19 protein-coding genes and 2 pseudogenes are annotated in these 25,948 nt (G+C 62.0%); 11 read left to right on the forward strand and 10 right to left on the reverse strand.

Annotated features, from left to right (window positions below; all coding sequences use genetic code 11):
* Nucleotides 1–68: 68 nt before the first annotated feature.
* The 3 genes from fecA to fecI all read right to left on the reverse strand — a co-directional run bounded on the left by fecA (nucleotide 69) and on the right by fecI (nucleotide 4,012).
* A complete protein-coding gene (gene fecA, locus CPH57_RS07975; protein WP_226773067.1) occupies nucleotides 69–2,321 on the reverse strand; it encodes a TonB-dependent Fe(3+) dicitrate receptor FecA in 2,253 nt (750 codons plus the stop codon).
* A 213-nt stretch (nucleotides 2,322–2,534) separates the two neighbouring features.
* Nucleotides 2,535–3,491: a ferric citrate uptake sigma factor regulator FecR gene (fecR, locus tag CPH57_RS07980; protein WP_096242215.1), complete on the reverse strand. Its 957-nt coding sequence runs from the start codon at nucleotides 3,489–3,491 to the stop codon at nucleotides 2,535–2,537.
* Nucleotides 3,488–4,012, reverse strand: a complete 525-nt coding sequence (gene fecI, locus CPH57_RS07985) for a ferric citrate uptake sigma factor FecI (RefSeq protein ID WP_033650469.1) — start codon at nucleotides 4,010–4,012, stop codon at nucleotides 3,488–3,490. Before fecI ends, fecR begins: the two co-directional genes overlap by 4 nt.
* 427 nt (nucleotides 4,013–4,439) lie before the next feature.
* Here fecI and guaD point away from each other — a divergent pair, with 427 nt between their 5' ends.
* A complete protein-coding gene (guaD, locus tag CPH57_RS07990; protein ID WP_069100795.1) occupies nucleotides 4,440–5,756 on the forward strand; it encodes a guanine deaminase in 1,317 nt (438 codons plus the stop codon).
* On the opposite strand, the gene CPH57_RS07995 is transcribed toward guaD, so the two are convergent.
* Entirely contained in the window at nucleotides 5,738–6,406 is a 669-nt protein-coding gene (locus CPH57_RS07995) for a hypothetical protein (protein ID WP_231922822.1), read from the reverse strand. The genes guaD and CPH57_RS07995 overlap by 19 nt on opposite strands.
* A 26-nt stretch (nucleotides 6,407–6,432) precedes the next feature.
* Here CPH57_RS07995 and CPH57_RS08000 point away from each other — a divergent pair.
* Both CPH57_RS08000 and dcp read left to right on the forward strand, forming a co-directional pair.
* Nucleotides 6,433–6,543 (forward strand): annotated as a pseudogene (locus tag CPH57_RS08000) (LysR family transcriptional regulator); the annotation flags it as partial.
* Between the two features lie 106 nt (nucleotides 6,544–6,649).
* A complete protein-coding gene (gene dcp, locus CPH57_RS08005; protein WP_047575911.1) occupies nucleotides 6,650–8,851 on the forward strand; it encodes a peptidyl-dipeptidase Dcp in 2,202 nt (733 codons plus the stop codon).
* A 71-nt stretch (nucleotides 8,852–8,922) separates the two neighbouring features.
* On the opposite strand, the gene CPH57_RS08010 is transcribed toward dcp, so the two are convergent.
* The 5 genes from CPH57_RS08010 to CPH57_RS08030 all read right to left on the reverse strand — a co-directional run bounded on the left by CPH57_RS08010 (nucleotide 8,923) and on the right by CPH57_RS08030 (nucleotide 13,725).
* Complete coding sequence (locus CPH57_RS08010; RefSeq protein WP_016927840.1) at nucleotides 8,923–10,233, reverse strand: MFS transporter; 1,311 nt, start codon at nucleotides 10,231–10,233, stop codon at nucleotides 8,923–8,925.
* Nucleotides 10,234–10,375: 142 nt separating this feature from the next.
* Nucleotides 10,376–11,005, reverse strand: coding sequence for an N-carbamoylsarcosine amidohydrolase (locus tag CPH57_RS08015; RefSeq protein WP_033634448.1), 630 nt, complete (start codon nucleotides 11,003–11,005; stop codon nucleotides 10,376–10,378).
* Between the two features lie 9 nt (nucleotides 11,006–11,014).
* Entirely contained in the window at nucleotides 11,015–11,716 is a 702-nt protein-coding gene (locus CPH57_RS08020) for an Asp/Glu racemase (protein WP_170310522.1), read from the reverse strand.
* Nucleotides 11,717–11,782: 66 nt separating this feature from the next.
* The gene (locus tag CPH57_RS08025; protein WP_046686995.1) at nucleotides 11,783–12,577 is read right to left on the reverse strand and encodes an alpha/beta fold hydrolase; all 795 of its coding nucleotides are present in this window, start codon (nucleotides 12,575–12,577) and stop codon (nucleotides 11,783–11,785) included.
* Nucleotides 12,574–13,725 carry an FAD-dependent monooxygenase gene (locus CPH57_RS08030; protein ID WP_033645813.1) on the reverse strand — a complete coding sequence of 384 codons (1,152 nt, stop codon included), beginning with the start codon at nucleotides 13,723–13,725 and terminating at the stop codon, nucleotides 12,574–12,576. Before CPH57_RS08030 ends, CPH57_RS08025 begins: the two co-directional genes overlap by 4 nt.
* A gap of 326 nt (nucleotides 13,726–14,051) precedes the next feature.
* Between CPH57_RS08030 and CPH57_RS08035 the strand changes: the two genes are divergently transcribed.
* From CPH57_RS08035 to CPH57_RS08050, 4 genes are all read left to right on the forward strand, one after another.
* On the forward strand, nucleotides 14,052–15,110 hold the full coding sequence (locus CPH57_RS08035; protein WP_096242216.1) for a 2,5-dihydroxypyridine 5,6-dioxygenase: 1,059 nt from the start codon (nucleotides 14,052–14,054) through the stop codon (nucleotides 15,108–15,110).
* Nucleotides 15,111–15,176: 66 nt separating this feature from the next.
* Nucleotides 15,177–15,650 (forward strand): MarR family winged helix-turn-helix transcriptional regulator, encoded by a 474-nt coding sequence (locus CPH57_RS08040; RefSeq protein WP_028128198.1) that lies wholly within the window; start codon nucleotides 15,177–15,179, stop codon nucleotides 15,648–15,650.
* Between the two features lie 85 nt (nucleotides 15,651–15,735).
* A complete protein-coding gene (locus CPH57_RS08045) occupies nucleotides 15,736–16,278 on the forward strand; it encodes a (2Fe-2S)-binding protein (RefSeq protein WP_089194715.1) in 543 nt (180 codons plus the stop codon).
* Nucleotides 16,271–19,840, forward strand: a complete 3,570-nt coding sequence (locus CPH57_RS08050; RefSeq protein ID WP_096242217.1) for a molybdopterin cofactor-binding domain-containing protein — start codon at nucleotides 16,271–16,273, stop codon at nucleotides 19,838–19,840. The genes CPH57_RS08045 and CPH57_RS08050 overlap by 8 nt, the downstream gene beginning before the upstream one ends.
* A gap of 6 nt (nucleotides 19,841–19,846) precedes the next feature.
* On the opposite strand, the gene CPH57_RS08055 is transcribed toward CPH57_RS08050, so the two are convergent.
* On the reverse strand, nucleotides 19,847–20,728 hold the full coding sequence (locus tag CPH57_RS08055) for a LysR family transcriptional regulator (protein WP_033642996.1): 882 nt from the start codon (nucleotides 20,726–20,728) through the stop codon (nucleotides 19,847–19,849).
* A 107-nt stretch (nucleotides 20,729–20,835) separates the two neighbouring features.
* On the opposite strand from CPH57_RS08055, the gene CPH57_RS08060 reads away from it, so the two are divergent.
* The 4 genes and pseudogenes from CPH57_RS08060 (at nucleotide 20,836) to CPH57_RS08075 (ending at nucleotide 25,800) form a co-directional block, all read left to right on the forward strand.
* Nucleotides 20,836–21,579, forward strand: a complete 744-nt coding sequence (locus CPH57_RS08060; protein ID WP_096242218.1) for a sulfite exporter TauE/SafE family protein — start codon at nucleotides 20,836–20,838, stop codon at nucleotides 21,577–21,579.
* A gap of 315 nt (nucleotides 21,580–21,894) precedes the next feature.
* Nucleotides 21,895–22,173 (forward strand): annotated as a pseudogene (locus tag CPH57_RS24660) (hypothetical protein).
* Nucleotides 22,174–22,433: 260 nt separating this feature from the next.
* Nucleotides 22,434–23,708 carry an HlyD family secretion protein gene (locus tag CPH57_RS08070; protein ID WP_033642998.1) on the forward strand — a complete coding sequence of 425 codons (1,275 nt, stop codon included), beginning with the start codon at nucleotides 22,434–22,436 and terminating at the stop codon, nucleotides 23,706–23,708.
* Nucleotides 23,701–25,800 carry a peptidase domain-containing ABC transporter gene (locus CPH57_RS08075; RefSeq protein WP_096242219.1) on the forward strand — a complete coding sequence of 700 codons (2,100 nt, stop codon included), beginning with the start codon at nucleotides 23,701–23,703 and terminating at the stop codon, nucleotides 25,798–25,800. The genes CPH57_RS08070 and CPH57_RS08075 overlap by 8 nt, the downstream gene beginning before the upstream one ends.
* Nucleotides 25,801–25,948: the final 148 nt, after the last annotated feature.

Below are 25,948 nucleotides of genomic sequence, written 5' to 3' on the forward strand. Positions count from 1 at the left end.
TTTTATGTGACGTCGTCACGTCGACGGGAAAGGCGGCGGGCACGGTTAACCGCGCCCGCCGTTGAGGATCAGAACTTCACCGAACCTTGCAGATAGATCGTGCGCGGCTGGCCGATGTACAGACCTTTGTTGTTGTCGTCATAGGCGCGGGTGAAATACTCGTGGTTGAACAGGTTTTTCACGCCGACGCCCAGATTCAGGCCGGCCATTTCCGGGCCGAAATCATAGGCGGCGCGCACGCCCCACAGCATATAGCCGGGAATGCGGCCGGTGCTGCCGTCGGCGCTTTCCGCCACGGTGTTGGCGTTGTCGGCGAACTGGTTGGATTGGAACTCGCCGTTAAGGTTAAACGCCCAGTTGCCCGGCGTGTAGTCCAGCCCCAGGGTGCCTTTATGCTTCGGCGAGAACGGCACCTGGTTGCCCTTGTAGCCGCCGTCTTCGCGGATGGTGGCGTTGACGTAGGCGTAGCTGGCGTAGGCGGTCAGGTCGTCCAGTTTCGGCGTCAGCTGCGACAGATCGTAACGCAGGCTGCCTTCCAGCCCGGCGTGGCGGGTTTTGCCGCGCGCGGTCACGCTGTCGGTCACCTGGTTGGAATCGTACTGGTTGTTGAAGTTGATCAGGAACAGCCCGATCTCGCCGGTCAGCGCATCGCCGGCGTAGCGGGTGCCCAGTTCCCAGGTGCGCGCCTTCTCCGGTTCAATCTTGCCGCTGTCGACCGCTTTGCCCATCTGGCTGTATTGTACGGTGCCGAAGGAGCCTTCGGTGTTGGCGTACAGGTTCCAGTATTCGTTCAGGTGATACATCACGTTCAACGCCGGCAGCGGCGCGTTATAGCTGACGTCGAGGCGGTTATTCTTGATGTAGTTGTTCTGATACGACTTGATGTACTCGTAGCGCATGCCCGGCGTGATGGTCCAGTCGCCGATGTCGATGCGATCGTCGAGATAGAAGGCGTGCGCCTCGGTGCCGGACTGGGTGTCGCGATCGTACGGGCTGGCGGTGGACGGCAGCCTGCCGGTGCTGGCCTTGCTGGTGTAGCGCAGCTCATGGGTGGACTCACTGACGTAACGGTAGCCGACGCCGACCTCATGGGCGGAATCTCCCCAGCGGAAACTCTGGCTGTAGCGCGGTTCTACGCCGCGCACCCAGTATTCGCGCGGCGACAGCGTCAGGTTCTTGCCCTGATCCAGATAGCCGCTGCGCAGGGTGTAGGTGTAGAAGCTCTGCACGTCGAACTTATGCTGCTGATCAGGCTGATATTGGTAACCGAAGTTCGCCAACTGGCGGCGGCCCCAGAACTTGTCGTACGGGCGCGTAGACTGGAACGGGTTGGCGTTGTAGTCCGCCCGGCTCAGGCCGCCCGGCATGTTCGCTTCGCCTTCGTAGTATTGCAGCAGGCTGTTGAAGGTGTGCACCTCGTTCGGGGCGTAGCGGCTTTTCAGCATCACGTCGTCTATCTTGGTCGCGCTGTGCTCGCGCCAGTCGCTGCCGCGGGTGCCGGAGTAAAGCAGCGCCGCGCCGAAGCCGTTGTCGGCGGTGCCGCCGATCATCAGGTTGCCGGTGCCTTTCGGGTGATCCTGGCGCGAGGTCGGGCTGAGCTGCCCCTGCATGCCGGCCTCCAGGCCGAAGGTTTTCGGGATGGCGCGGGTAACGAAGTTGACGACGCCGCCGACGCTCTGCGGCCCATAGCGCACCGCGCCGCCGCCGCGCACCACGTCAATCGCATCCATATTGCCGAGCGAGACCGGTGCCAGCGACAGCTGCGGCTGGCCGTAAGGGGCGAAGGGCACCGGGATGCCGTCCATCAGCACGGTGGAGCGGCTGGCGAGGCGCGGGTTGAGGCCGCGTATGCCGAAGTTCAGCGCCATATCGTGGCTGCCGGTGCCGTTGTTTTCCGGGGCCACCACGCCCGGCACGCGGTTCAACGCTTCACGCACGGTGGTGGTGCCGGTTTTGACGAAGTCTTCGCGGCGCACTACGTCGCGCGCGCCGGGGTGTTCGAACACGTCTGCCTGACGGCCTTCCGCCAGCCAGTCGCCGACCACGGTGATGTCTTCTTCTTTCTGCGGCTGCGGCAGTTTGGCCAGCGTGTAGCCGTTGTTGCCGAGCGCTTTAGCCTGCAGGCCGCTGCCCGCCAGCAGGGCGTTCAGGCCGTCATCGACGCCGTAGCTGCCGCTCAGGCCCGGCGAACGTTTACCGGCGGTTAGTGCGCCGTCCACCGAGAGCGCGATGCCGGCGCGCGCGGCGAAAGCGTTCAGCGCGCCGTCCAGCTCACCGGCCGGAATGTGATAGGCGGCAGCGGCGCTGGCGGCGCTCGCCATCTGCGGTGCAGCGAAGACCAGGCCAATGGCCACGGCCAGCGGCGTGGCCCGTTTTCCCCAAAGCGAAGCCGGAGCGACCTTTCCCCAAGCGTTGTTCATACCTTCTCCTGAATCATTTTTTATTTATTGCTGCAGTGTTTTCCTGGGAGTCGGATGAGCAAAGCAAAAGGGACAATCAAGAATGCGATTTTTTATCATTTTCATTTAAAAAATTCAGGCGGGGACGATTTGCAACCAATAGCGGGTAAAGCTTTGCAGGCGTACCGGCAGCGTCTGGCTGAGCAGGGCGAGGGCGCGATCGGTATCGTTGAGCGGGAAACTGCCGCTGACGCGCAGGCCGGCAACGGCCGGATCGCAGCTCAGGTGGCCGCGCCGATAGCGCGCCAGTTCGGCGATCACCCGGTCCAGCCGCCACTGGCTGACGCTCAGCACCCCGTGTAGCCAGCCCTCTTCCGCCGTAGCCGGTTGCTTATCGCTGAAGGCCGCCGCGCTGAAGCTTATCTGTTCGCCGGCGTTCACCCGGCGCTTTTGTTGCGCGTCTTGCGCCAGCTGCGCTTCGACTGCATGCTCCAGCACCGTCAGGCGCGTTTCGCCGCCGCTCTCGCGCACCAAAAAACGGGTGCCGAGCGCGCGCATCGCCCCTTGCGGGCTCTGCACCCACAGCGGCCGGGCATCGCGTCCGGTAACCAGGCTGATTTCCCCGGCGTGCAAGCGGATCAGTCGTTGGCGATCGTCGTAATGCACGTCCACCGCGCTGGCGGTGTTCAGCACCAGTTGGGTGCCGTCGCTTAACACAATGGGTTTGATTTCGCCGGTGGCGGTGCGGTAGTCGGCGCGCAGCTCCTGGCCGAGCGGCGACCGGTAGAAGAAGCCGCCGCCGCCCACGCCGAGCAACAGCAGCAGGCTTTTCAGCAGGGTGCGGCGATCGATCGCCGATTGACGGCCGGCGCGATCGAGCGTGCGATAGCTGAATTTGCCCGGCACGCCCTGCAGCTGGCTCTGCAATGCTTCGACGCGCTGCCAGGCCCAGCGGTGATCGTCATGCTGCTGGTGCCAGGCTTGCCACTGTTGGCGCTGGCGTTCGGTGACGTGCTCGTCGCACAGCAGGGCATACCAGTGTGCGGCCATTTTCAGCGCCTGGCGCTGCTCGGGGGTGATGGCGTTGCTCATGAATAAACGTCGTTTTCGAGGCTGAACAGCAGGCAATGCTCGGTGGCTTTGGCCATGTATTTTTTAACCGAACTGACCGACACGCCGAGGCGCGCGGCGATGTCCGCATAGCCCAGGCCTTCGAGCTGCGACAACAGAAAGGCCTGTTTTACCTTCGGCCCCAGGCCGTCGAGCATGGCGTCGATCTGCTGCAGGCTTTCCAGCAGGCTCTGGCGCTGCTCCGGCGACGGGGCGTAGCCTTCCGGGATCAGCGCCAGCATCTCAAGATAGGCGCGCTCCAGCGTTCTGCGGCGGAACAGATCGACCATCACCCGCTTGGCGACGGTGACCAGAAAATCTTTCGGCTCGCGCAGGGTCGCCGCGGCGTCGCTTTTCAGCAGGCGCATAAAGGTGTCCTGCGCCACATCGTCCGCGTCGAAAGCGCAGCCCAGCCGCCGACGCAACCATCCCTGCAACCAGGCGTGGTGGGTGGCGTAAAGGCGCGACAGCGCGGCGTGCGGGGCAGAGGCGGTGGCGGACATGGTTTTCGCATTGCTGGTCAAAAAGATGCGCGGATGATAATTGAGAATAGTTATCGTTTCAAGTTTGGCCGTTGCCTCCAGGCTGGGGTTCCGCCCCCGGAAGCGGTGTTGAAATAAAGCGGACGGTCGTAAAGAGCGTCGTTTGCCCATTAAAGGTGCAGCGGCGCGGTGTTATTTCGGCAAGCAAACGGTTGCTATTTATCCGCCGTCGAAGACTGAGCGTGGGTCTTATTCTCTTTCGCCGGTCTATGCTTTTAGGTTAATTACTAATTAATTGTTTTTATTTAAAAATGTATTTTATCGCCGCCTATTGGCATACGGCTTGCTATGCTTAAGCCGGTCTTTGCGTTTGGGCAAAAAAGCCTTGTTTCATCGGCGCAGGTTATTTCGCGGGTGAGCTTGGTCGGTCGTCACAAGGAAGAAAATAATGGCACTGCAATTCACCACGGCTATTCGTGGCAATTTTTTTGATATCGCAGCCTGTGTGGAGGCGCCGCAACAGCTCGAAGAACGCCTGCGGCATGTTCCCGACGGTTTGCTGCTGCTGAACGACGGCGTCATCGTCTGGTTCGGCAGCTGGCGGCAGGGCGAGGCGCTGCTGCCGCCGGGCTTCGCGGTCACGGAGTATCGCGACAAGCTTATCGTGCCGGGTTTTATCGATACCCATATCCACTATCCGCAAACCGAAATGATTGGCGCCTATGGCGATCAACTGCTGGACTGGTTAAACAATTACACCTTCCCGACCGAAAGCCGTTACGACTGTGAGCAGCACACCGACGCGATGTCGGCTTTCTTTCTGCAGCAGTTGCTGAGTAACGGCACCACCACCGCGCTGGTGTTCGGCACCGTGCATCCACAGTCGGTCGATGCGCTGTTCAGCCAGGCGGCAGCGCTGAACATGCGCCTGATCGCCGGCAAGGTCATGATGGATCGCCATGCGCCGGAGGCGCTGCTGGAAACGCCGGAGCAGAGTTATCGCCAGACGCGCGAACTGATCGAACGCTGGCACGGCAAAGGCCGCCTCGGTTACGCCATTACGCCGCGCTTTGCGCCCACCAGTACGCCGGCGCTGCTGGCGCAGGTGCAGCGGCTGCGCGAAGAATATCCCGACGTTTGGCTGCAGACGCACCTGAGCGAGAACCCGCAGGAAGTGGCCTGGGTAAAAGCGCTGTTCCCGCAACACCGCAGCTATCTGGATGTTTACCACCGCTACGGCATGACCGGCGATAAAAGCGTATTCGCCCATTGCCTGCATCTGGAGGAGCAGGAGTGGGACTGCTTGTGCGATACCCGCTCGGCGATCGCCTTTTGTCCCACCTCCAACCTGTTTCTCGGCAGCGGGCTGTTTGACCTGCAGCAGGCCTGGCGCAAGCAGGTGAAGCTCGGCATCGGCACCGACGTGGGGGCCGGCACCACCTTCAATATGCTGCGCACGTTAGGCGAGGCGTACAAGGTCGGCCAGCTGCAGCATTACCGGCTCTCCGCCGTAGAAGCGTTCTATCATGCCACCCTGGGCGGCGCGCGCGCGCTGGCGCTGGACGACAAAATCGGCAACTTCAACGTCGGCAAAGAGGCGGATTTCGTGGTGCTCGATCCGGCGGTGACGCCGCTGCAGCAGCTGCGTCACGCCAACAGCGCCACGCTGATGGATCAAGGGTTCGTGCTGATGACCCTGGGGGACGATCGCAACATTTATCGCACCTATGTGGACGGTAAGGTGGTTTATGAGGCGCCGCGCTGACGCAGCCGCGCCTGCAGCCAAACGCTGAGCGGCGCGACGGCGACGGCGCTCAGTGCGCACAACCACAGCAGGCGTTGCAAACTGCGCGGGGTGAGGCCGCCGCTCAGCAGCGCGGAAGAGAGCAAGAAGGCCACCGTGGCGCTCAGGTGTATCAGGGCGGTTTGCAGCGTGCCGAAGGCGGCGCGTTGCCGATTGTCCGGCCAGCGCATGCTCAGGGAAGAGATCGCGACCAGCCGCGCGTAGGCCGCCGCGAGAAACGTCACCATAAACAGTTCAGCGCGGTCGCCACCGCGCGCCGCCAGCCACAGGCTGCCCAGCAGCAACAGCGTGGCGCTCACCGTCAGCGTCACGGCGCCAACGCGTTGCAACCAGCGGCCTGCCAGTACGGTCGCCAGATAGCCGGCCACGCCGCCGATGAGAAACAGCCAGGACAAATGCGCGTCTGCCACCTGTAACCGCTGGGTGAGCAGCGGCGCCAGCACCGGGATCAGCAGCATCGGGCTGAACTGCGTCAGACCGGCGGCGGAGGCGAACAGCAACAGCCGGCGATCGAGCGTGACGGGCGCGGCAGCCTGTGGCTGCGGCGCATCCCTGGGAACGAACAGCGCCACCAACACCGCCGCCAGCAGACACAGCCCGCCGATAGTCACCAGCGCGGCGCGCCAGCTTGCCGCCGGCGCCGCTGCAGCTGTATGCCGTTTATCCCGGCCGCCGCTATCTGCCAGCCAAAACGCGCGCGCTGCTGACCTTTCTGATACAGCAGATCGGCGAGGCGGCTCACTTCTAATCACTTGTTTTTGCTCAAACTGCCAACTGCGCCTAAGCTAGGAGGTGACTCAGAGGGAGCCATTCCCCGAGACCTTATTCCGTGAACATGGAGGAGTTTCGATTTGATGCGTTTATCCACATTGGTGCTGGCGATCGGCATGGCGCTGGGCTCGCAGGCACAGGCAGCAGAAACCCAACCTCACGCCGACCATAGCGCGCTGCCCAGCGGCCAGGCGAAGGAGGCTACCGTGACCGGTGAAGCCAATCAGCACGACAAGCAAAAGACCCAAAATCCGTTCTTCTATCAAAGCCGTCTGCCGTTCCAGGCGCCGCCGTTCAACCTGATCAAGGAAAGCGACTACGCGCCGGCGATCGACGCGGGCATCAAGCAAAAGCGGGAAGAGGTGGAGAAGATCGCCAACAACCCGGCCAAGCCTAACTTTAAAAATACCTTCGTGGCGCTGGAGCAGGCCGGTTCGCTGCTGACGCGGGTGATGAACGTGTTCGGCGCCATGACCTCGGCCAATACCAGCGATGCGCTGCAGAAGCTGGATGAAGAAACCTCGCCGAAGCTGGCGGCGCTGAACGACGACATCATGCTCAACGGCAAGCTGTTCGCGCGCATCAAGGCCATCTATCAAGATCGCGATGCGCTAAAGCTGGATCCGGAGTCACGTCGGCTGGTGGAAGTCACCTATAAGAACTTCGAGCTGGCGGGCGCCAACCTGTCGGACGCCGACAAGGCCAAGCTGAAGGCGCTGAACCAGGAAGCGGCGACGCTGAGCACCCAGTTCACCAACAAACTGCTGGCGGCGAGCAAAAACGGCGCGCTGGCGATAACCGACCAGGCGAAGCTGGACGGTCTGTCCGAAGGTGAGCTGGCCGCGGCAGCGCAGGCGGCCGCCGAGCGCAAGCTGGAGAAACAGTGGCTGTTGGTGCTGCAGAACACCACCCAGCAGCCGTTGCTGCAGAGCCTGAAAGATCGCGATACCCGCAAAGCGCTGTTCGACGCCTCCTGGACGCGTGCGGAGAAGGGCGACGGCAACGATACCCGCCAGACCATTTCCCGACTGGCCAAGGTGCGCGCCGAGCAGGCCAGGCTGCTGGGCTACCCGAACTACGCCGCCTGGAAACTGCAAAACCAGATGGCCAAGACACCGGATGCCGCGCTGAGCTTTATGCGCAACATCGTGCCGGCGGCCACCGCGCGCGCCGAACGTGAAGCCAAAGACATTCAGGCGGTGATCGACCAGCAGAAAGGCGATTTCAAGGTGCAGGCCTGGGACTGGCAGTTCTACGCCGAACAGGTGCGCAAGGCCAAGTACGATCTGGACGAGTCGCAGATCAAACCTTACTTCGAGCTGAACAACGTGCTGAACAACGGCGTGTTCTACGCCGCCAACCTGCTGTACGGCATCAGCTTCAAAGAGCGCAAGGACATTCCGGTCTACCAGCCGGACGTCAAGGTGTATGAAGTGTTCGACAAGGACGGCAAATCGCTGGCGCTGTTCTATACCGACTACTTCAAGCGCGACAACAAGGGCGGCGGCGCCTGGATGAGCAACTTCGTCGATCAGTCGAAGCTCAATGGCACCAAGCCGGTGATCTACAACGTCGCCAACTTCACCAAACCGGCGCCGGGGCAGCCGGCGCTGCTGTCGTATGACGACGTGATCACCATGTTCCACGAGTTCGGCCACGCGCTGCACGGCATGTTCGCCGATCAGGAATACCCGAGCCTGTCGGGTACCAACACCGCGCGCGACTTCGTCGAGTTCCCGTCGCAGTTCAACGAGCACTGGGTCAGCGATCCGAAAGTGTTCAGCCACTTCGCCAAGCACTACCAGACCGGCGAGGCGATGCCGCAGGAACTGGTCGACAAGATCAAGAAGGCCGACAAGTTCAACAAGGGCTACAGCATGACCGAGCTGCTGTCCGCCGCGCTGCTGGATATGCACTGGCACATGCTGACCGCCGATCAGCCGCAGCAGGATGTGGACAAGTTCGAGGCCGAATCGCTGCAAAAAGACAAGGTGGATCTCAGCTACGTGCCGCCGCGTTACCGTTCCAGCTACTTCCAGCACATCTGGGGTAACGGCTACGCCGCGGGCTACTATGCCTATCTGTGGACGGAAATGCTGGCGGACGACGCCTTCCAGTGGTTCACCGAACACGGTGGCCTGACCGCCGAAAACGGCCAGCGCTTCCGCGACATGATCCTGTCGCGCGGCAACAGTCAGGATCTGGAGAAGCTGTACATCGACTGGCGCGGCAAAGAGCCGAGCATCGAGCCGATGCTGATCAACCGCGGGCTGAAGGACGAGTAAGTTCGTCCATTCCCGGTAAGCAAAAAGAAGGGCGCATTATGCGCCCTTCGTCTTTTTGGCGTGGCCGACGCTCAGCGGTTCACCACCTTGGCCGGCAGGGCCACCACCAGCAGCGAGCTGAGCAGCAGGCAGCCGGCGAAGGCCCAGAGCGCGCCGCCGCTCTTGCCGGTCAGATCCAGCGCCAACCCCATCAGCGAATTGCTAACCAGCCCGGCGATGTTGGCCAGCGAACAGGCCAGCGCGAAGCCGGTCGCCGCCGCCGTGCCGCGCAGGAAGGTGGCCGGCAGGCTGAAGAACACCGGCACCGCGCCGATGATCGCCGCCTGGGCGATGGAAAACAGCAGCACCGTGGCCAACGCATTGTGGGTGAAGAAGGTGCTGCCGGCCATCGCCAGCGCGCCGATGATAAACGGCACGATGATATGCCAGCGCCGTTCGCGCAGCCGGTCCGAACTGCTGCCGATCAGCAGCATGCCGAGCAGGGCGGCGACGCTGGGGATCGCCGTCAGGTAGCCGATGGTGGTGATGTCGGTGACGCCGGCGGTTTTGATGAAGGTCGGCATCCAAAAGCCCATGGCGTAGGCGCTGAGCAGAATAGCGAAGTCGATGCCGCCGAGCATCCACACTTTCAGGTTGAAGAAGCCGTCGCGGAAGCTGTGCTTGCCGTGATCGGCCTCGGCGTCGTCACGCGCCAAATCGTCGGCGATGCGCTGTTTTTCCTCGGGCGTCAGCCACTTGGCCTGCTGATAAGTGTTAGGCAACAGCCAGAAGGTCAGCACGCCCAACAGCACGCTGGGAATGCCCTCCAGCAAAAACAACCACTGCCAGCCGTGCAGCCCGTGGCGCATGTCGAAATGGCCCATGATCCAGCCGGAGAGCGGCCCGCCGATCACGCTGGAGAGCGGCAGGCCGATCATGAACAGCGCGATGATGCGGCCGCGGCGATAGGTCGGGAACCACAGCGTCAGGTAAAAGAGCACGCCGGGCAGGAAACCGGCCTCCGCCACGCCGAGCAAAAAGCGAATGACGTAGAACTGGGTCGGCGTGGTGACGAACATGGTGGCGGTGGACAGCAGCCCCCAGGTGATCATGATGCGGGCGATCCACATCTTGGCGCCGACGCGCTGCAGGATCAGGTTGCTCGGCACCTCGAACAGAATATAGCCGACGAAGAACAGCCCGGCGCCCAGACCAAAGGCCGCTTCGCTCAGCTGCAGCGCGTCGGCCATCTGCAGCTTGGCCAGCCCGACGTTGATGCGATCGAGGTAGGCCGCCAGGTAGCACAGGCAAAGAAACGGGATCAGTTTCCAGGTGATTTTGCGGTACAGCAGCAGCGATTCTGCGTCCGCTTTCCCCGCCAGCGGGGTGTCGACAATGGCCATGATGTTGTCTCCAGGTGGTGCGTGTTGGCCTCCGCAGGAGGCGCCTGTTGTGTTTGCGTTGCATGGGCGCCGCCCTGTTTCGGGCGGTCGCGTGAGGCGCTGTTTGCGCCTTCGTTATTGTCGTTGCAGGTGAATCGTTGACTCATAACCGGTTCAGGTAGTCGAGCGCCTCCCGTTTGTGCACCACATCGCCGTATTTGCTGTCGATGTCGAACAGGTTGGCTTCGTGCGGGCCGGGGTGACGATCGCCGACGCACTCGCGCACCACCATGGCGCGAAAGCCGTGCTGCACCGCATCCACCGCGCTGGCGCGGATGCAGCCGCTGGTGGAGCAGCCGATCATCAGCAGCGTGTCGATCCCTTGCGCCACCAGCAGCGGCGCCAGCGCGGTGCCGAAGAAGGCGCTGGCGTATTGCTTGCTCAGCACCACCTCATCGGCCAGCGGCGCCACCGGCGGGCAGAACGCCGCCAGCGGGTTGCCCGCCACCATGTCTTTCATCACCGGCGCTTTCTTCACCCACAAGCCGCCATCGGCAAAATGGCCTGCATGATAGCGGATATGGGTGTGGATCACCGGAATTCCCGTTCGGCGCGCGCAGGCCAGCAGCTCGCGGCTTTCCTCGACCGCGCTCACCACGCCCGGCGCGAACAGCGGCGCGCCTTCGGTGGTGTAGGCCTGCATAAAGTCGATCGCCAGCAGCGCCGGGCGCCGGCCGAAGCCGATGCGCTGGCCCCAGACGCCGCGATAGTTGTCGCTGAGGGTGTCGTTCATTCTGCCTCCTCAATAAGCGCCGGACAGCAGGGCGCCGGCGCCGGGAACGATCGGTTCCAGCTCCAGCGCGGTCAGCATCGCGTAAGTGGTGGCGATGGCGGCGGTGATCACCGGTTTGCCGGTTTGGGCCTCCACCGTCGGGACGGCCGGCAGCGAAGGCATCTGCACGCAGGCGGACAGCACGATAGCATCGACCTCGCGTAAGTCCATCTCGGCGACGATCCCCGGCAGCCTGGCCGGATCGTGCCGGCCGACGTCGAGGTTGTCCGGGATCTCCAGCGCGCGCCATACTTTGACCTCGATGCCTTCGTGCTGGATGTAGTCCACCACCAGCTGGGTCAGCGGTTTCATGTAGGGCGCCACCAGCGCGATGCGTTTGGCGCCGATCACCTTCAGGCCGTTGACCAGCGCGCCGGCGCTGCTGATGACCGGCGCGGCGGCCTGATTGTCTTTCGTCACCTGCGCCAGCCGGGCCTGCGATTCGCGGTGGTAACCCAGCCCCATCGCCATGATGGCCACCAGGCAGGCGTAGCCGAGCACGTCGACCCGCGCGTCGGACAGCTCCAGCGCGCAGCGATCGGACTCGGCGTCCATCGCCGCCAATTCTTCTTTATTGACGTGTTTCATGCGCATGCGGCTGGAGTGAAAGGTGAAACGCTCCGGGCGTATCAGTTGGCGCGCGCCCAGCATTGCCGGGATCTCGGTTTCCATCGTGGTGTTGGAGCTGGGCACGATCTGGCCGATGCGGTAGTGGTTGCTCATGTCGGTGTTCCTCAGTTAATCCAGAAAATCGCCCAGGGCGCGGAAGAAGCCGTCGAAATCGTCCCACGGGATCATGTGTCCGGCGTTCTCGACCTCGACGATGGCGATCTCCGGCTGCAGCGCGCGGATCTCCGCCCGGTCTTCGGGCTGAATGACGCCGCCTTTGCCCGCGGCCATCAGCAGCGTCGGCATGGTCAGCTGCGGGTAGTCGCGGTGGCTGTCCACCTGATGAAAATCGTCGTAGGCGCGTTGGATCGCCGGCTCGTAGCAGGTGTGCAGCCACTCGGCGCGCAGCTGACGCTGTTCTTCGCTCCAGGTTGGGCAAAAGGCGCGCATCTGCTCGGCGCTCATGCCCGGCAGCGACTGCCGGATGGAGTCGGCGTACCACGGCCATTGGCCGGGATAGGCGCGGCGGCCGGGGCCGGAAACCGGCGGATCGACCAGCACCAGCCGTCGCACGCCGTCGGGCTGCAAAGCGGCGGCGCGCAGGGCGAAGCGGGCGCCCATCGAATGGCCGAGCAGGGCGTAACTGCCCAGGTTCAGCGCGGCGGCGAAGGCGTTGACGTCCTGTGCGCAGGTCTCTGCGTCATAAGCCAACTCCGGGCCGCTGGACGACAAACCGCGGCCGCGCACGTCGAGCACGTAGACGTCGTATTTTTCCCCCAGTCGCTCGGCGACGAAGCCCCAGGTGATCGCCGGGCTGGTGATGCCGGGGACCAGGATCAGCGCCGGGCCGTGGCCGCCGTAGCGCAGGTAATGTTGGCGAATGTCGTTGGCGTGAACGTGGGCGCCGTAGAGGAAGGTGCTCATGCGGCGTTCTCCGATTTCAGCGCTTGCGCGTACAGGTCATAGCCGTAGACCCAGGCCGGATCTTCCTGGGTGCGCAGGAAGGTGTTGGCGTTGGACACCGCCTGCACCCTTGATGCGCGCTCCTTGCGGTTGGCTTCATACAGCTGGAAGGCGGTGCGGTAGTCGCCGAGGCCGGTTTCCTGCAGACAGCGGGTCAGCATGGCGGCGTCTTCGATCGCCATCGCCGCGCCCTGCGCCATGTGCGGTTTCATCGGATGGCAGGCATCGCCGAGCAGCACCAGGCGGCCTTCGCTCCACAGCGGCAGCGGTTTGCGATTCAGCAATGGCCATTTGGTGACCTGCTCGCTGGATTCGATCAGCGCCTGCACGATCGGGTGGTAGCCGGCGAAGGTCTCGAACATCTCTTCGCGGCTGCTGTCGATGAAGCTGCCCTGGAAATCCCAGGCCGGGTGCGGGACGCCGCTGACGTAGTAATACTCGTCGCGCCGTTGGGTGGTGTAGTAGACCATCAGATGGCGATCCGCCGACCACCACTTTACGCAGTCTTCGAACGTCAGATTGTATTTCGCCAGCTTCTCGCCGCGGATCAGCGCGCGGTGGGCCACCCAGCCGCTGTAGGTCGGCGCTTCAGCGCCCAGCAGGTGCTCACGAATGCGCGAATTGATGCCGTCGGCGCCGATCACGATGTCGGCGTGGGCCGAGGTGCCGTCGACGAAGTTCAGCACCACCTCGTCACCGCGATCTTCAATTTTGCTCAGGCATTTGCCGAAGTGCAGGGTGCCGGGCTGCAGCGCGGAGAGCTGCAACGCCTGCAAATCGCCGCGGTGTACCGTCACATAGGCGGCGCCGTACTCCCGGCGGGCGAAGGCGCCCAGTTCGATGCGCGACAGGTAGTCGCCGCTTTCGGCGTCGCGGCTGAACCAGAAATCGGGATGAGACGCCATCTGCTCCAACCGCTGCTCAATACCGAGGCGGCGGAAAATCTTCAGTACGTTCGGCCCCATGTGAATGCCCGCGCCGAGGCGTGAGAACGCCGGGCTCTGTTCATACAGATCGACGGTAAAGCCGGCTTTTTGCAGCAGCCCGGCGGCAGCGGCGCCCCCCAGCCCGGCGCCGACGACGGCGATGCGTGGTTGTTTGCTCATCATGTTTCCCCTGTCTGTTGGCTTTTTTCAGCGTAGGTCCAACGCATGGCTGGACGATCGATTTATAGTGCACACGCTAGATAACGCAAAGTTGCAAAAGTGTTAAATCAGATCTTGCTCACGCTAATTGACGGCGTATTACTGTTAAACTCATGTTAATCACAGGATTGACGCGGGATGAAATAGGACTTTCTTATGGTGGATATTCGCAGCTTGCTTTCCTTTGCTTTTTTAACTTAGATAAAACGAGTGTGTTCACTTTAAATTGTTTGAAAAATAACCGCCGCCTTGCGGGCGTCGGTCACCCTTGACGAGACAGGAGACAGGCCATGGCGGTCAATGAAACCCAGTTGGTACAGCTGTTCGAGCAGGTGCTTACGCTGTCGAAGGTCGATGCTTCGCAGAGCGTGGCGATTTTGAAAAGCCATTATTCCGATGCGCGCACGGTGCGCGCCGCGACCGACGCGGCGCTGCGGCTGGGCGCCAGGGTGTATGCCGTCGAACTGCCGGCGTTCAACCATCCGCGAGCGATGGGCAACGACATGACCGCCTATTGCGGCGATACCGCGCTGACCGGCAATCTGGCGGCGCAGCGTGCGCTGGAGGCCGCCGACCTGATCGTCGATACCATGATGCTGCTGCATTCGCCGGAGCAGGAACAGATCCTGAAAACCGGCACCCGCATCCTGCTGGCGGTGGAGCCGCCGGAGGTGCTGGCGCGCATGTTGCCCAACGCGGAGGACAAGGCGCGGGTGCTGGCCGCCGCCGCCGTGCTGGAGCAGGCGAAGCTGATGCAGGTAACCTCCGCCGCCGGCAGCGATTTCCGCGCGCCGCTGGGGCAATACCCGACGGTGACCGAGTACGGCTATGCCGATGAACCGGGGCGCTGGGATCACTGGCCGAGCGGTTTCCTGTTCACCTGGCCAAATGAGGAGCAGGCGGAAGGGGTGCTGGTGCTGGAGGTCGGCGATATTTTGCTGCCGTTCAAAAGCTATGCGCGCGAACGCATCACGCTGGAGATCGAAAAAGGGTTCGTCACCCGCATTCACGGCGGCTTCGAGGCGGAATACCTGCGCGAATATATGAAATACTTCGACGATCCGGAGGTGTACGGCATCTCGCACATCGGCTGGGGCCTGCAGCCGCGCGCCCAGTGGACGGCGATGGGCCTGCACGACAAGAACGACGGTATGTGCATGGACGCGCGCGCGTTCTACGGCAACTTCCTGTTCTCCACCGGGCCGAACACCGAAGTGGGCGGCACGCGCAAAACGCCTTGCCATATGGATATCGCGCTGCGCCGCTGCGACATTCGCCTCGACGGGCAAACGGTGGTGGCGGACGGTGAAGTGGTGGCGCCGGAGGCGTCGCGCGTGCGCCGGGCGTAATCGTTGCTGCCAACGGCGGGGGTTTGTACTATTCTCGTGGATTCCATAGATGGTGAGAGTAACGCAATGACGCCCCCCGAATACCCGTCAGCCGTGAGCGGCCAACCCGAAAATTATCATTTTACCGAGCAAGTCGGGCACCTGCTGCGCAAGGTTTATCAGCGCCACGTGGCGATTTTCCAGCAAAACGTCGGCGATTCGCAGCTGACGGCGGTGCAGTTCATCACCCTTTGCGCGGTGCGCGATATGGGGCCGAGCTCGCTGACCGAGCTGGTGCAGGTGACGGCGGTGGATCAGGCCACCATCCGCGGCATCGTCGAACGGCTGAAGGCGCGCGATCTGATCACGGTAACGCCGGATCCGATCGATCGGCGCAAGGTGGTGGTCGGCCTCACCGACGCCGGCGGCGCGCTGCTGGCGGAAACGGTGCCGCAGGCGGCGAAAATCACAGAACTGACGTTCGGTACGCTGAACCCGGCCGAACGGATAGCGCTGATATTCCTGCTGAATAAAATGCTGGAAGAACCTGCCACCGGCTGATTCGCCCGCGCAACGTCGGTTGCCTGGTGGTCGGCGGCGAGAGGCCAGCCCATAAGATCATCACGTGCAGGCGGAGACGCGAACAATGGCGATATCTGAAGTGCAATCGCCCAGGGACGGCGCGAAAACCACGCTGACGGAGCATCCGCTGATGCTGTCGGTGAACGGCGAACAGCTTCATGCGCAGGTGATGGCGGATACGCCGCTCTTGCTGGTACTGCGCAACGATCTGGCGCTCAACGGCCCGAAATACGGCTGCGGCCTGGGCGAATGCGGCGCGTGTACCGTGTTGATCGACGGCGTGGCGGCGCGCTCCTGCGTGATCCCGGCGCTCGGCGTGTCCGGACGGGCGATTGTGACCCTGGAAGGCCTTGGCGATCGCCAGCGCCTGCACCCAGTGCAGCGTGCCTTTATCGAAGAGCAGGCGGCGCAATGCGGCTACTGCCTCAATGGCATGATCATGACCACCAAAGCCCTGTTGGATCGCAATCCCGCCCCGAGCGAGGCGGAGATCCGTCAGGCGCTGTCCGGCAACCTGTGCCGCTGCGGCACCCATCTCGAAATCCTGCGTGCGGTTCAGCGCGCCATCATTCTCTGCCGCGATGAGGACGCCCACGCCCATGACTGATTCCCGTGTCCCATCGCCGAGCCAGGCCGACTTGCTGCAGCGCGACGGCGTGCTGCTGATCGTCGACAGCGTGCAACCGCCTTCGGGGCCGGTGCCCAAAGGGCAAACGCCGGTACTGAAGCCCAAAGAGCAGGGGCTGTTTATCGCCCTGTGCGGTAGCGGCGAAATCTATGCCTTTAACGGCCATGTCGATCTTGGCACCGGCGTGCGCACCGCGCTCGGGCAGATCGTCGCCGAAGAGCTGTACCTGCGCATGGATCAGGTGCAAATGGTGTTGGGCGATACCGAACGCGCGCCGAATCAGGGCGCCACCATCGCCAGCGCCACGCTGCAGATCGCCGCCGTGCCGCTGCGCAACGCCGCCGCCGAAGCGCGCCGTTGGCTGTTGCGCCAGGCGGCGCAGCGCTTCGATGCGCCGGTGGAACAGCTGACGCTGGAGGAGGGCGTGATCCGCAGCCCGCAGGGGCAGGCGCTCAGCTACGCCGAGCTGGTGGCCGGCGGTCATGTCGAGCTGTCGATTTCCGGCGACGCGCCGCTGAAACCGCAGGCGGAATATCGCCTGGTGGGCACCAGCGCCGCGCGCGTCGATATTCCGGCCAAGGCGACCGGCGAAACCACCTACGTACACGATATGCGCCTGCCGAACATGCTGCATGGCCGGGTGGTGCGGCCGCCCTATGCCGGGTACGACAGCGGCGAATTTGTCGGCACCAGCCTGCTGGCGGTGGACGAAACCTCGATCGCGCATATTCCCGGCATCGTCAAACTGGTGGTGATCGGCGATTTCATCGGCATTGTCGCCGAGCGCGAAGAGCAGGCGATCAAGGCGGCGCAGGCGCTGCAGGTCAGTTGGAAAGACTGGCGCCGCAATTTGCCGCAGATGACCGACGTGGCGCAGGCGCTGCGCGACAATCCGCACTCGACCCGGGTGGTGCACGATACCGGCGATGTGGACGCGGCGCTGGCGGCGGCCGACAGGCGTTTCACCCGCAGCTACCTGTGGCCGTATCAGCTGCATGCCTCGATCGGCCCTTCCTGCGCGCTGGCGGACTACCGGCCGGAGCGCCTGCAGGTCTGGTCAGGCAGCCAGAACCCGCACCTGCTGCGCGCCGATCTGGCCTGGCTGCTGGAGTACCCGGAAGCGCAGATCGAGATCGTTCGCATGGAGGCGGCCGGTTGCTATGGCCGCAATTGCGCCGATGACGTCTGCGCCGACGCGGCGTTGCTGTCGCGCGCGGTGGGCAGGCCGGTGCGGGTGCAGCTGACCCGCGAACAAGAACATGTGTGGGAACCGAAGGGCACGGCGCAGCTGATGGAGGTGGACGGCGGGCTGGACGCCGCCGGGCACCCGGTCGCCTACGATTTTCGCACCTATTATCCTTCCAACGGCGCGCCGACGCTGGCGCTGCTGCTGACCGGCCGGGTCGAACCGCTGCCGGTGGCCTATGAAATGGGCGACCGCACCTCGGTGCCGCCTTATGAGTATCCGGCGCTGCGCGTCAGCATCGAGGACATGGCGCCGATCGTGCGCGCCTCCTGGATGCGCGGCGTTTCCGCCTTGCCGAACACCTTCGCCCACGAATCTTATATCGATGAGCTGGCCCACGCCGCCGGCGTCGATCCGCTGGAATATCGGCTGCGCTATATCCATGACGAACGCGCCAGTGAACTGATGCGCAGCACCGCAGAACGCGCCGGCTGGACGCCGCACACCGAACCGATGCAGACCCCGGCGGAAGACGGCGTGCTGCGCGGGCGCGGCTTTGCTTATGCCCGTTACATCCACAGCAAGTTTCCCGGCTTTGGCGCGGCCTGGGCCGCCTGGGTGGCCGACGTGGCGATCGACAAAGCCAGCGGCGAAGTGGCGGTGACGCGCATCGTGGTCGGCCACGACGCGGGCATGATGGTTAACCCGGACGGCGTGCGCCACCAAATTCACGGCAACGTATTGCAATCGACCAGTCGGGTGTTGAAAGAGCGCGTGACCTTTGAGGAATCGACGGTCTCCGCCAAAGAGTGGGGGGCTTACCCGATCTTGACCTTCCCGGAGGTGCCGGAGGTGGACGTGGTGATGATGCCTCGCCCTTACGATCCGCCGCTGGGCGCTGGGGAGTCGGCGTCGGTGCCCAGCGCGGCGGCCATCGCCAACGCGGTGTTCGACGCCACCGGCATTCGTTTTCGCGAGCTGCCGATCACCTCGGACAAGCTGCGTGAGGCGCTGAACGGGCCGGACGCCGAGCGGCAGGCCGCGCCGCCCAAGAAAAAGAAGCGCGGCAAATGGTGGTTCGGCGGCGCGGCGGGGCTGTTCGGTGCGGTGCTGGGCATCGCCGGCAGCGCCTTGCCGTGGCGGGCGGAGATCGCGCCGGTGGCGACGCCCGGCGCCGGCACCTGGTCGGCCGCCACGCTGGAGCGCGGCCGTCAATTGGCCGCCGCCGGAGACTGCGCGGTTTGCCATACCGCGTCGGAAGGGGCGACCAACGCCGGCGGGTTGGCGATGGCGACGCCGTTCGGCACGCTCTACAGCACCAACATTACCCCGGACGTGGCAACCGGCATCGGCAACTGGTCATTTACCGCATTCGATCGGGCGATGCGCCAAGGCATCGCCCGCGACGGTCGCCACCTCTATCCGGCATTTCCTTACACCGCCTTCAGCAAAATGACCGACGGCGACATGCAGGCGCTGTACGCTTATCTGATGTCGCAACCGGCGGTGCGCCAGAGCAACCCGGCCAATCAGATGCGCTTCCCGTTTAACCTGCGGCCGCTGATGGCGGGCTGGAACGCGCTGTTCCTGCGCCAGGGGGAATTTCAACCCGATCCGCAACAAAGCGCGCAGTGGAATCGCGGCGCCTATCTGGTCAACGGGCTCGGCCACTGCGCCGCCTGCCATTCGCCGCGCAATCTGCTGGGGGCGGAAAAGGGCGGCGCGGCTTTCCTGGCGGGGGGGATGGTGGACGGGTGGGAAGCGCCGGCGCTGAATCAATTGGCCAACGCGGACAAACCCTGGACCGAGGAACAGCTGTTTCAGTACTTCCGCAGCGGGCATTCCGCCGAGCACGGCGTGGCGGCCGGGCCGATGGGGCCGGTGGTCAGCGAACTGGCGACGTTGCCGCAGAGCGATCTGCGGGCGATGGCCAACTATGTGATGTCGCTGAGCGCCAAGGCGACGCTGAATGTGGAACCGCAGGCGCAGTTGGCGGCCCGCGCGTTGCCTGCGGGTCAACTGGCGGGCGAGCGGTTGTTTCAGGGCGCTTGCCAGGCCTGTCACAGCGCCGCCGCCGGCGGGCCGCAGCTGTTCGGCGTCAGCCCGGATCTGGCCAATAACACCAATATCTTCAGCGATCGTCCCGATAACCTGATCAAGGTGATCCTGCAAGGGATCCCCAAACCGGCCACCGCCGAATTGGGCTTTATGCCGGGCTTTAAGGACAGCTTTTCCGATCGGCAGGTGACGGCGCTGGTGAATTATCTGCGCCATCGCTATGCCGGCGACAAACCGGCCTGGCGCGACGTGGAGGCTCAGGTGGCGCGGCTGCGCGCAGAGCCGGGCACGCACTGAGCCGCCTCAGGCTTGGCGCAGGAATGCCACCAGCCGCTGCGCCGGCAGCGGCAGCTGCGCCAGGTCACGCACCGCGATCGACAGGCGCCGGGTCGCCCACTCGTCTGTCAACGTCAGTGCGCTGTGCCGAATTTGCGGATGGCGTTGGGCGCTCTCTTCCGGCACCACCGCCAGCCCGGCACCGCGCAGCACCATGCGGCAGATGGCGTCGAAATGAGCCGCGCGCGCCCGCAGCCGCATCGGGCCGCCGCTGCGTATCGCCAGCTGTTCCAGATGCTGTTGCAGCGCACTCTCTTCCGGCAGGCCGATGAAATCAAAAGGCAGGGCGTCCGCAAAGCTGAGCGTGCGGCGGCCGCTGAGCGCATGCCCCGGCGGCAACGCCAGCACCAGACGATCCTGGCGAAAAGGGTAGCTTGCCAGCCCACGCAGATCGGCGTGATCCGCCGCGATGCCGATATCCGCTGCCTGTTCAGCGATCGCCTGCGCGATGGCCGGGCTGGGCAGCTCCTCCAGTACAATATCGGTATGCGGGTGCAGCACCAGAAAATCCGCCAACAGCTCCGGCAGAAAAGCGTCGGCGGCGACGGTATTGGCGACGATGCGCAGTCGGCTGCGCTGGCCCGGCGCGAACTCGGCCAGGTCGCCGCGCAACCGCTCACGCTGCTGTAAGAGCACTCGCGCGTGATGCAACAGGCGCTCACCGGCGGGCGTCGCCTGGACGCCGCGCGGATTGCGCGTCAGCAGCGCTACGCCGGCCTGTTGCTCTAGCCCACGCATGCGGGCGCTGGCGGCGGCCAGCGACAGCCCAACGCGCTCGGCGCCGGCGGTGATGCTGCCGGTCTCGAGCACCGCCGCCAACAGCCGCAGATCGATAAAGTCAAAATGCATGCGTTTTCCCTCTGTCTTTGCCGCAGGCAGGCTCTGCCATTGCCGCATTGTGCCGCGCCATACCGCCGGCCACAATCGAGCCGTTGATTCGCCATAAGGATAGACGCATGTCGCTGACGCTACTCGAGATTATCGCCCTGACGGGCATTTTTACACTGGCCGGCACGGTCAAAGGAGCGATCGGTCTGGGGCTGCCGACCGTGTCGATGGGGCTGCTCAGCCTGATGATGCCGCCGGGTCAGGCCGCCGCGTTGCTGTTGCTGCCTTCGCTGATCACCAACCTGTGGCAGTTGCTGCGCGGGGCGCGGCTGGGGGCGCTGTGCCGCCGGCTCTGGCCGATGATGCTGTGCGTCACGCTTGGCACGGTGTTGAGCGCGGGGGCGCTCACTGCCGGCGACGGCCGCCTGGCGCTGCTGGCGCTGGGCGTGTGTCTGATCGGTTATGCGCTGCTGGGTTTTACCCGTTTCGACTGGCGCGTTTCCGCTGCGGCGGAACCCTGGTTGGGGCCGCTGTGCGGCCTGGTGACCGGTGCGCTGACCGGCGCCACCGGAGTGTTCGTCATTCCGGCGGTGCCTTACCTGAATGCGTTGGGCCTGGCGCGCGACGATCTGGTGCAGGCGCTGGGGCTGTCGTTCACCGTCTCGACGCTGGCGCTGGCCGCCGGTTTAGCTTGGCATCAGGCGCTGCCCGCCACGCTGCTCGGCGGTTCGCTGTTGGCTCTGTTGCCGGCGTTGGGCGGCATGTGGCTGGGGGAGAGGGTGCGTCGTCATTGTCGCCCGCAGCTGTTCCGCCGCCTCTTCTTTATTGGGTTATTAATCTTGGGCGTTGAGATTATTTGGCGATTCAATTAATTGAATCGATAGCATGCGCGTGTAATTAGGTTCGATATATTATTCTGGGGTTTATTTTAATATGATGAGTTGCAATGTTTAGAACACACTTTTCTTATTGGTTTTTTTCATGGAATACAGGGTGGTTATGGATTGTTATTAGTGTGTTTTACATTTGCCACTGCAGCTGTTTTTAATGACTGTAAAACCAGTAAACCCATAGGAGAGTATTTATGAAGGAAATTTTAAGTAGCCAATTCGATGCGGTGTCAGGTGGATGGTAGGATCGAGATAGGAGTGGAAAAAGAGCGTCTGATAACGGAGATGGGGTATATGATGAATAGATATGTTGTTTTTATAAAGAGTGATGAATCAAAAGTGCTAAAAAAGGAAGTGGTTACGCGATAAATAATTAACGTCATGAAGCAGAAGGGGTTCAGAAAGCATCATATCGAAGTAGAGGCTGAGAACGAAAGCGATGCCATTAAAAAATTAAATAAGAACAGCAATGATTATTTGGATTCATTGAGGGATTTTTCAGGTGATTTATTGTTCTGTTCTATTTTTGTTATTGTTATGACGATCGTCTATTTTGCTACGATGAAAATGAGTTAGAAGTAGATGCTGTAGGATTTAAAAAATAAAAAGGCTTGTCGAACTGGATCTCTCGGATTTTCTCTGGATATGATACTGCTATTGGGTGAAGCATACGTTCATAAAAATTTATTGGCGCCAGGATCACTCAGAAGATTTAAAGGTGTTTATTTTAATGGTTTCATGTCCTCTCACCAAAATTAACTGACCTTCTGCTTATTTTATTGTCAATACAGTAGCCTGTGAATTTGAATGTTAGCTATCACTAAGGGACGCTGCTCATGTTTCGCCAGGAAGCGATCGAGAATCAGAAAATGAAATGGCGTGGCAGGGCGCTCCTGCTACCCGGTATTCCCGTTTGGGGCACGACAGGGCTCTGCCTGTTTTTCTTCATCGCCTTTCTCACCTTCGCGATCGCCGGTACCTATACCCGGCGGGTCAACGTGACCGGTGAGATCAGCACTTATCCGCGCGCCGCCAACGTTTATTCCGCCGTCCAGGGGATAGTGGTCAAGCAATTCGTCACCGAAGGGCAGGTGATTGCCGCTGGTGCCCCCATTTACCAGATCGACGTCAGCAAGAGTACCCGTAGCGGTGTGATCAGCGACAATCAGCGCCGGGATATCGATGGCCAGCTGGCACGCATTGCGCAAATCATCAACCGACTGGAAAGCAGCAAGCAGGCCACGCTTATCATGCTGGAACAACAGAAGGCGCAATACACCGCCGCATTCACCCGTTCCACCGATATCCTCAAACGCGCCCAGGAAGGGATTCGCATCATGAAGGAAAACATGGAGAACTACCGGCACTATCAGACCAAGGGGCTGATCAATAAGGATCAGCTCACCAACCAGGTGGCGCTGTATTACCAGCAGCAGAACAACCTGCTGGGCCTGTCCGGCCAGAACGAACAGAATGCGCTGCAGATCACCGCGCTGGAAAGCCAGATCCATATCCAGGCTGCCGAATTCGACAACCAGATTTACCAGATGGAGCTGCAGCGCTACGAGCTGCAAAAGGAGCGGCAAAACATAGATGCCACTGGCGATATTATCGTTCGCGCGCTGGCCGGCGGCCGTATCGATTCGCTGAGCGTCACGGTTGGCCAAATGGTCAACGTCGGCGACAGTCTGCTGCAGATTATCCCGCAAAACATCGATCGCTATGCCCTGGTACTGTGGGTGCCCAACGACGCTATCCCCTACATCGTCGCCGGCGATAAGGTCAATGTGCGCTATGACGCTTTTCCGGCGGAGAAATTTGGCCAGTTTGCCGGTACGGTGGCCGTCATCTCCAAAGCCCCGGCCTCGCCGCAGGAAATGCTGACCTATCAGGGAGCGCCCAAAGCGGCGCTGACCGCCGCCGTGCCGTACTACAAGGTGATCGTCATGCCGGAGAAACAGGCCATTGCCTATGACGGTAAACGTCTGAGCCTGGAAAACGGCATGAAAGCGCAAAGCACCCTGTTTCTGGAAAAAAGGAAGATTTATCAATGGATGCTGTCGCCGTTCTACGACATGAAACACAGCGCGACGGGGCCAGTCAATGAGTAGGACCTCATTCAAACAACGGGTCAGCCAACTGGATCTGCGGTTGCGCCACCGGGTTTCGATGGTGCACCAGACCGAGTCGTCGGAATGCGGGCTGGCCTGTCTGGCGATGATCTGCGGTTATTACGGCAAAAATATCGACATGATCGCGCTGCGCCGGCAGTTCAACCTGTCAACCCGCGGTGCAACGCTGGTTGGACTGACCGGTATCGCCGAGCAATTGGGGTTGAGTACCCGTCCCCTGTCTCTGGATCTGGACGAACTCGGCGCGCTAAAACTGCCCTGCATTTTGCACTGGGAATTCAACCATTTTGTGGTGCTGGTCAGCGTCAAAGGCCACCGCGCAGTGCTGCATGATCCGGCGCGCGGGCGCCGGGCCGTCAGCCTGACGGAACTGTCGCACAGTTTCACCGGCGTAGCGCTTGAGGCCTGGCCCGGCAGCGAATTCACCGCCGACAGCGTCCGCCATCGCATTCATCTTCGCACGCTGATCGGCAGCGTGCATGGCCTCAAGGGGGCGCTCGGCAAAATTTTTTGCCTGTCTCTGGTATTCGAAACCATCAACCTGGTGATGCCCATCGGCACGCAGCTGGTGATGGATCACGCTATTCCTGCCGGAGATCGTGGGTTACTGTCGCTCATCTGCGCCGGATTGATGCTGTTTATCTTGTTGCGGGCTGCCATCGGCATGGTGCGGGCATGGTCAGGATTGGTCATGGCGACGCTTATCAACGTTCAGTGGCAGTCCGGGTTGTTCACCCATCTGCTGCGCCTGCCGCTCGGTTACTTTGAACGTCGTAAGCTGGGGGACATTCAGTCACGCTTCGGTTCACTGGATACGCTGCGCAGCACTTTCACCACCAGCATCGTCGGCGCCATCATGGACGGCATCATGGTGATCGGTGTGCTGGTGATGATGGCGCTGTATGGCGGCTGGCTCACCTGGGTAGTGCTCACTTTCACCGCGCTTTATGTGTTGATGCGACTGCTGACCTACGGCTATTACCGTCAGCTGTCCGAGGAGGCGCTGGTGAGAGAGGCTCGGGCCGGCTCGTATTTTATGGAAACGCTGTACGGTATCGCTACCGTCAAGATGCAGGGCATGGCAGAACGCCGCATCGCTCACTGGCTAAACCTTGAAATCGACACCATCAACACGGGGATCCGAGTCACCCGAATGGACATGCTGTTTGGCGGGATCAACACCTTTATAGCGGCGTGTGACCAGATCGTCATTCTGTGGTTGGGAACTAGCCTGGTGATCGATAACCAGATGACCCTCGGTATGTTCGTGGCGTTCGGCGCCTTTCGGGGGCAGTTCTCCGACCGCATCGGGTCGCTGACGGAATTTTTGCTGCAGCTGCGCATGATGAGCCTGCATAACGAGCGCATTGCCGATATCGCCCTGCATCCGCGGGAGGAGCGTAAACCCGATCACCCTTACACGGCGGGTCTGCAACCTTTGGGATTGACGACCCATGCCCTGAGCTATCGTTACGACAGCCAGTCACCGGCTATCTTTGATGGCCTGGACATCAGTATTGCGCCGGGCGAAAGCGTGGCTATCGTGGGCTCGTCCGGTGCCGGCAAGACCACGCTGATGAAGGTGTTGTGCGGACTGTTTACCCCGGCTGCAGGGCGGGTTGAGGTGAACGGCGTCGATATCCGGCAGCTCGGCATCAACAACTACCACAAAATGATTGCCTGCGTGATGCAGGACGACAAACTGTTCTCCGGCTCAATCCGCGAAAATATTTGCGGGTTCGCGGACAAGATGGATGATGCCTGGATGGAAGCCTGTGCCCGTGCCAGCTATCTGCATGAGGTGATCATGCGCATGCCGATGAGGTATGAAACCCCGATCGGCGAGTTGGGGGAAGGGTTGTCCGGCGGGCAAAAACAGCGGCTATTCATAGCCCGGGCAATCTACAAGAAACCGGCTATTTTGTTCCTGGATGAGGCCACCAGTGCGCTGGATAAGGAGAGCGAAGCTGCCGTGAATCAGGCAATTAAGAGACTCAATATCACTAAGCTGATCATTGCCCACCGTGAAACGACCATTGCGTCGGCAGATCGGGTTATCCATATTGGATAAGGGGGGATATCACCTGCGCCACAAGCCATTTACATTGCTTTTCTCCCTAAAAACCCAATAAGTGGCGATGGGGCAAGGCTATTTTTACTGCTCGCTTCCGCTTTCAATTTACGGCGCGGCGCATTGCGCGATATTCTGGTTTTCTGAT

Source organism: Serratia sp. JKS000199 (assembly GCF_900215455.1).
Classification (GTDB): Bacteria; Pseudomonadota; Gammaproteobacteria; order Enterobacterales; family Enterobacteriaceae; genus Serratia; species Serratia ureilytica.

Coding starts and splice junctions, on each gene's coding strand:
- CPH57_RS08040 (WP_028128198.1), top strand. CDS start 15,177: ATGACGCCCCCCGAATACCCGTCAGCCGTGAGCGGCCAACCCGAAAAT.
- CPH57_RS08050 (WP_096242217.1), top strand. CDS start 16,271: ATGACTGATTCCCGTGTCCCATCGCCGAGCCAGGCCGACTTGCTGCAG.
- CPH57_RS08045 (WP_089194715.1), top strand. CDS start 15,736: ATGGCGATATCTGAAGTGCAATCGCCCAGGGACGGCGCGAAAACCACG.
- CPH57_RS08010 (WP_016927840.1), bottom strand. CDS start 10,233: ATGGCCATTGTCGACACCCCGCTGGCGGGGAAAGCGGACGCAGAATCG.
- CPH57_RS08035 (WP_096242216.1), top strand. CDS start 14,052: ATGGCGGTCAATGAAACCCAGTTGGTACAGCTGTTCGAGCAGGTGCTT.
- fecI (WP_033650469.1), bottom strand. CDS start 4,012: ATGTCCGCCACCGCCTCTGCCCCGCACGCCGCGCTGTCGCGCCTTTAC.
- CPH57_RS08015 (WP_033634448.1), bottom strand. CDS start 11,005: ATGAACGACACCCTCAGCGACAACTATCGCGGCGTCTGGGGCCAGCGC.
- CPH57_RS08070 (WP_033642998.1), top strand. CDS start 22,434: ATGTTTCGCCAGGAAGCGATCGAGAATCAGAAAATGAAATGGCGTGGC.
- dcp (WP_047575911.1), top strand. CDS start 6,650: ATGCGTTTATCCACATTGGTGCTGGCGATCGGCATGGCGCTGGGCTCG.
- CPH57_RS08075 (WP_096242219.1), top strand. CDS start 23,701: ATGAGTAGGACCTCATTCAAACAACGGGTCAGCCAACTGGATCTGCGG.
- guaD (WP_069100795.1), top strand. CDS start 4,440: ATGGCACTGCAATTCACCACGGCTATTCGTGGCAATTTTTTTGATATC.
- fecA (WP_226773067.1), bottom strand. CDS start 2,321: ATGGCGAGCGCCGCCAGCGCCGCTGCCGCCTATCACATTCCGGCCGGT.
- CPH57_RS08060 (WP_096242218.1), top strand. CDS start 20,836: ATGTCGCTGACGCTACTCGAGATTATCGCCCTGACGGGCATTTTTACA.
- fecR (WP_096242215.1), bottom strand. CDS start 3,491: ATGAGCAACGCCATCACCCCCGAGCAGCGCCAGGCGCTGAAAATGGCC.
- CPH57_RS08055 (WP_033642996.1), bottom strand. CDS start 20,728: ATGCATTTTGACTTTATCGATCTGCGGCTGTTGGCGGCGGTGCTCGAG.
- CPH57_RS08030 (WP_033645813.1), bottom strand. CDS start 13,725: ATGATGAGCAAACAACCACGCATCGCCGTCGTCGGCGCCGGGCTGGGG.
- CPH57_RS08025 (WP_046686995.1), bottom strand. CDS start 12,577: ATGAGCACCTTCCTCTACGGCGCCCACGTTCACGCCAACGACATTCGC.
- CPH57_RS08020 (WP_170310522.1), bottom strand. CDS start 11,716: ATGGAAACCGAGATCCCGGCAATGCTGGGCGCGCGCCAACTGATACGC.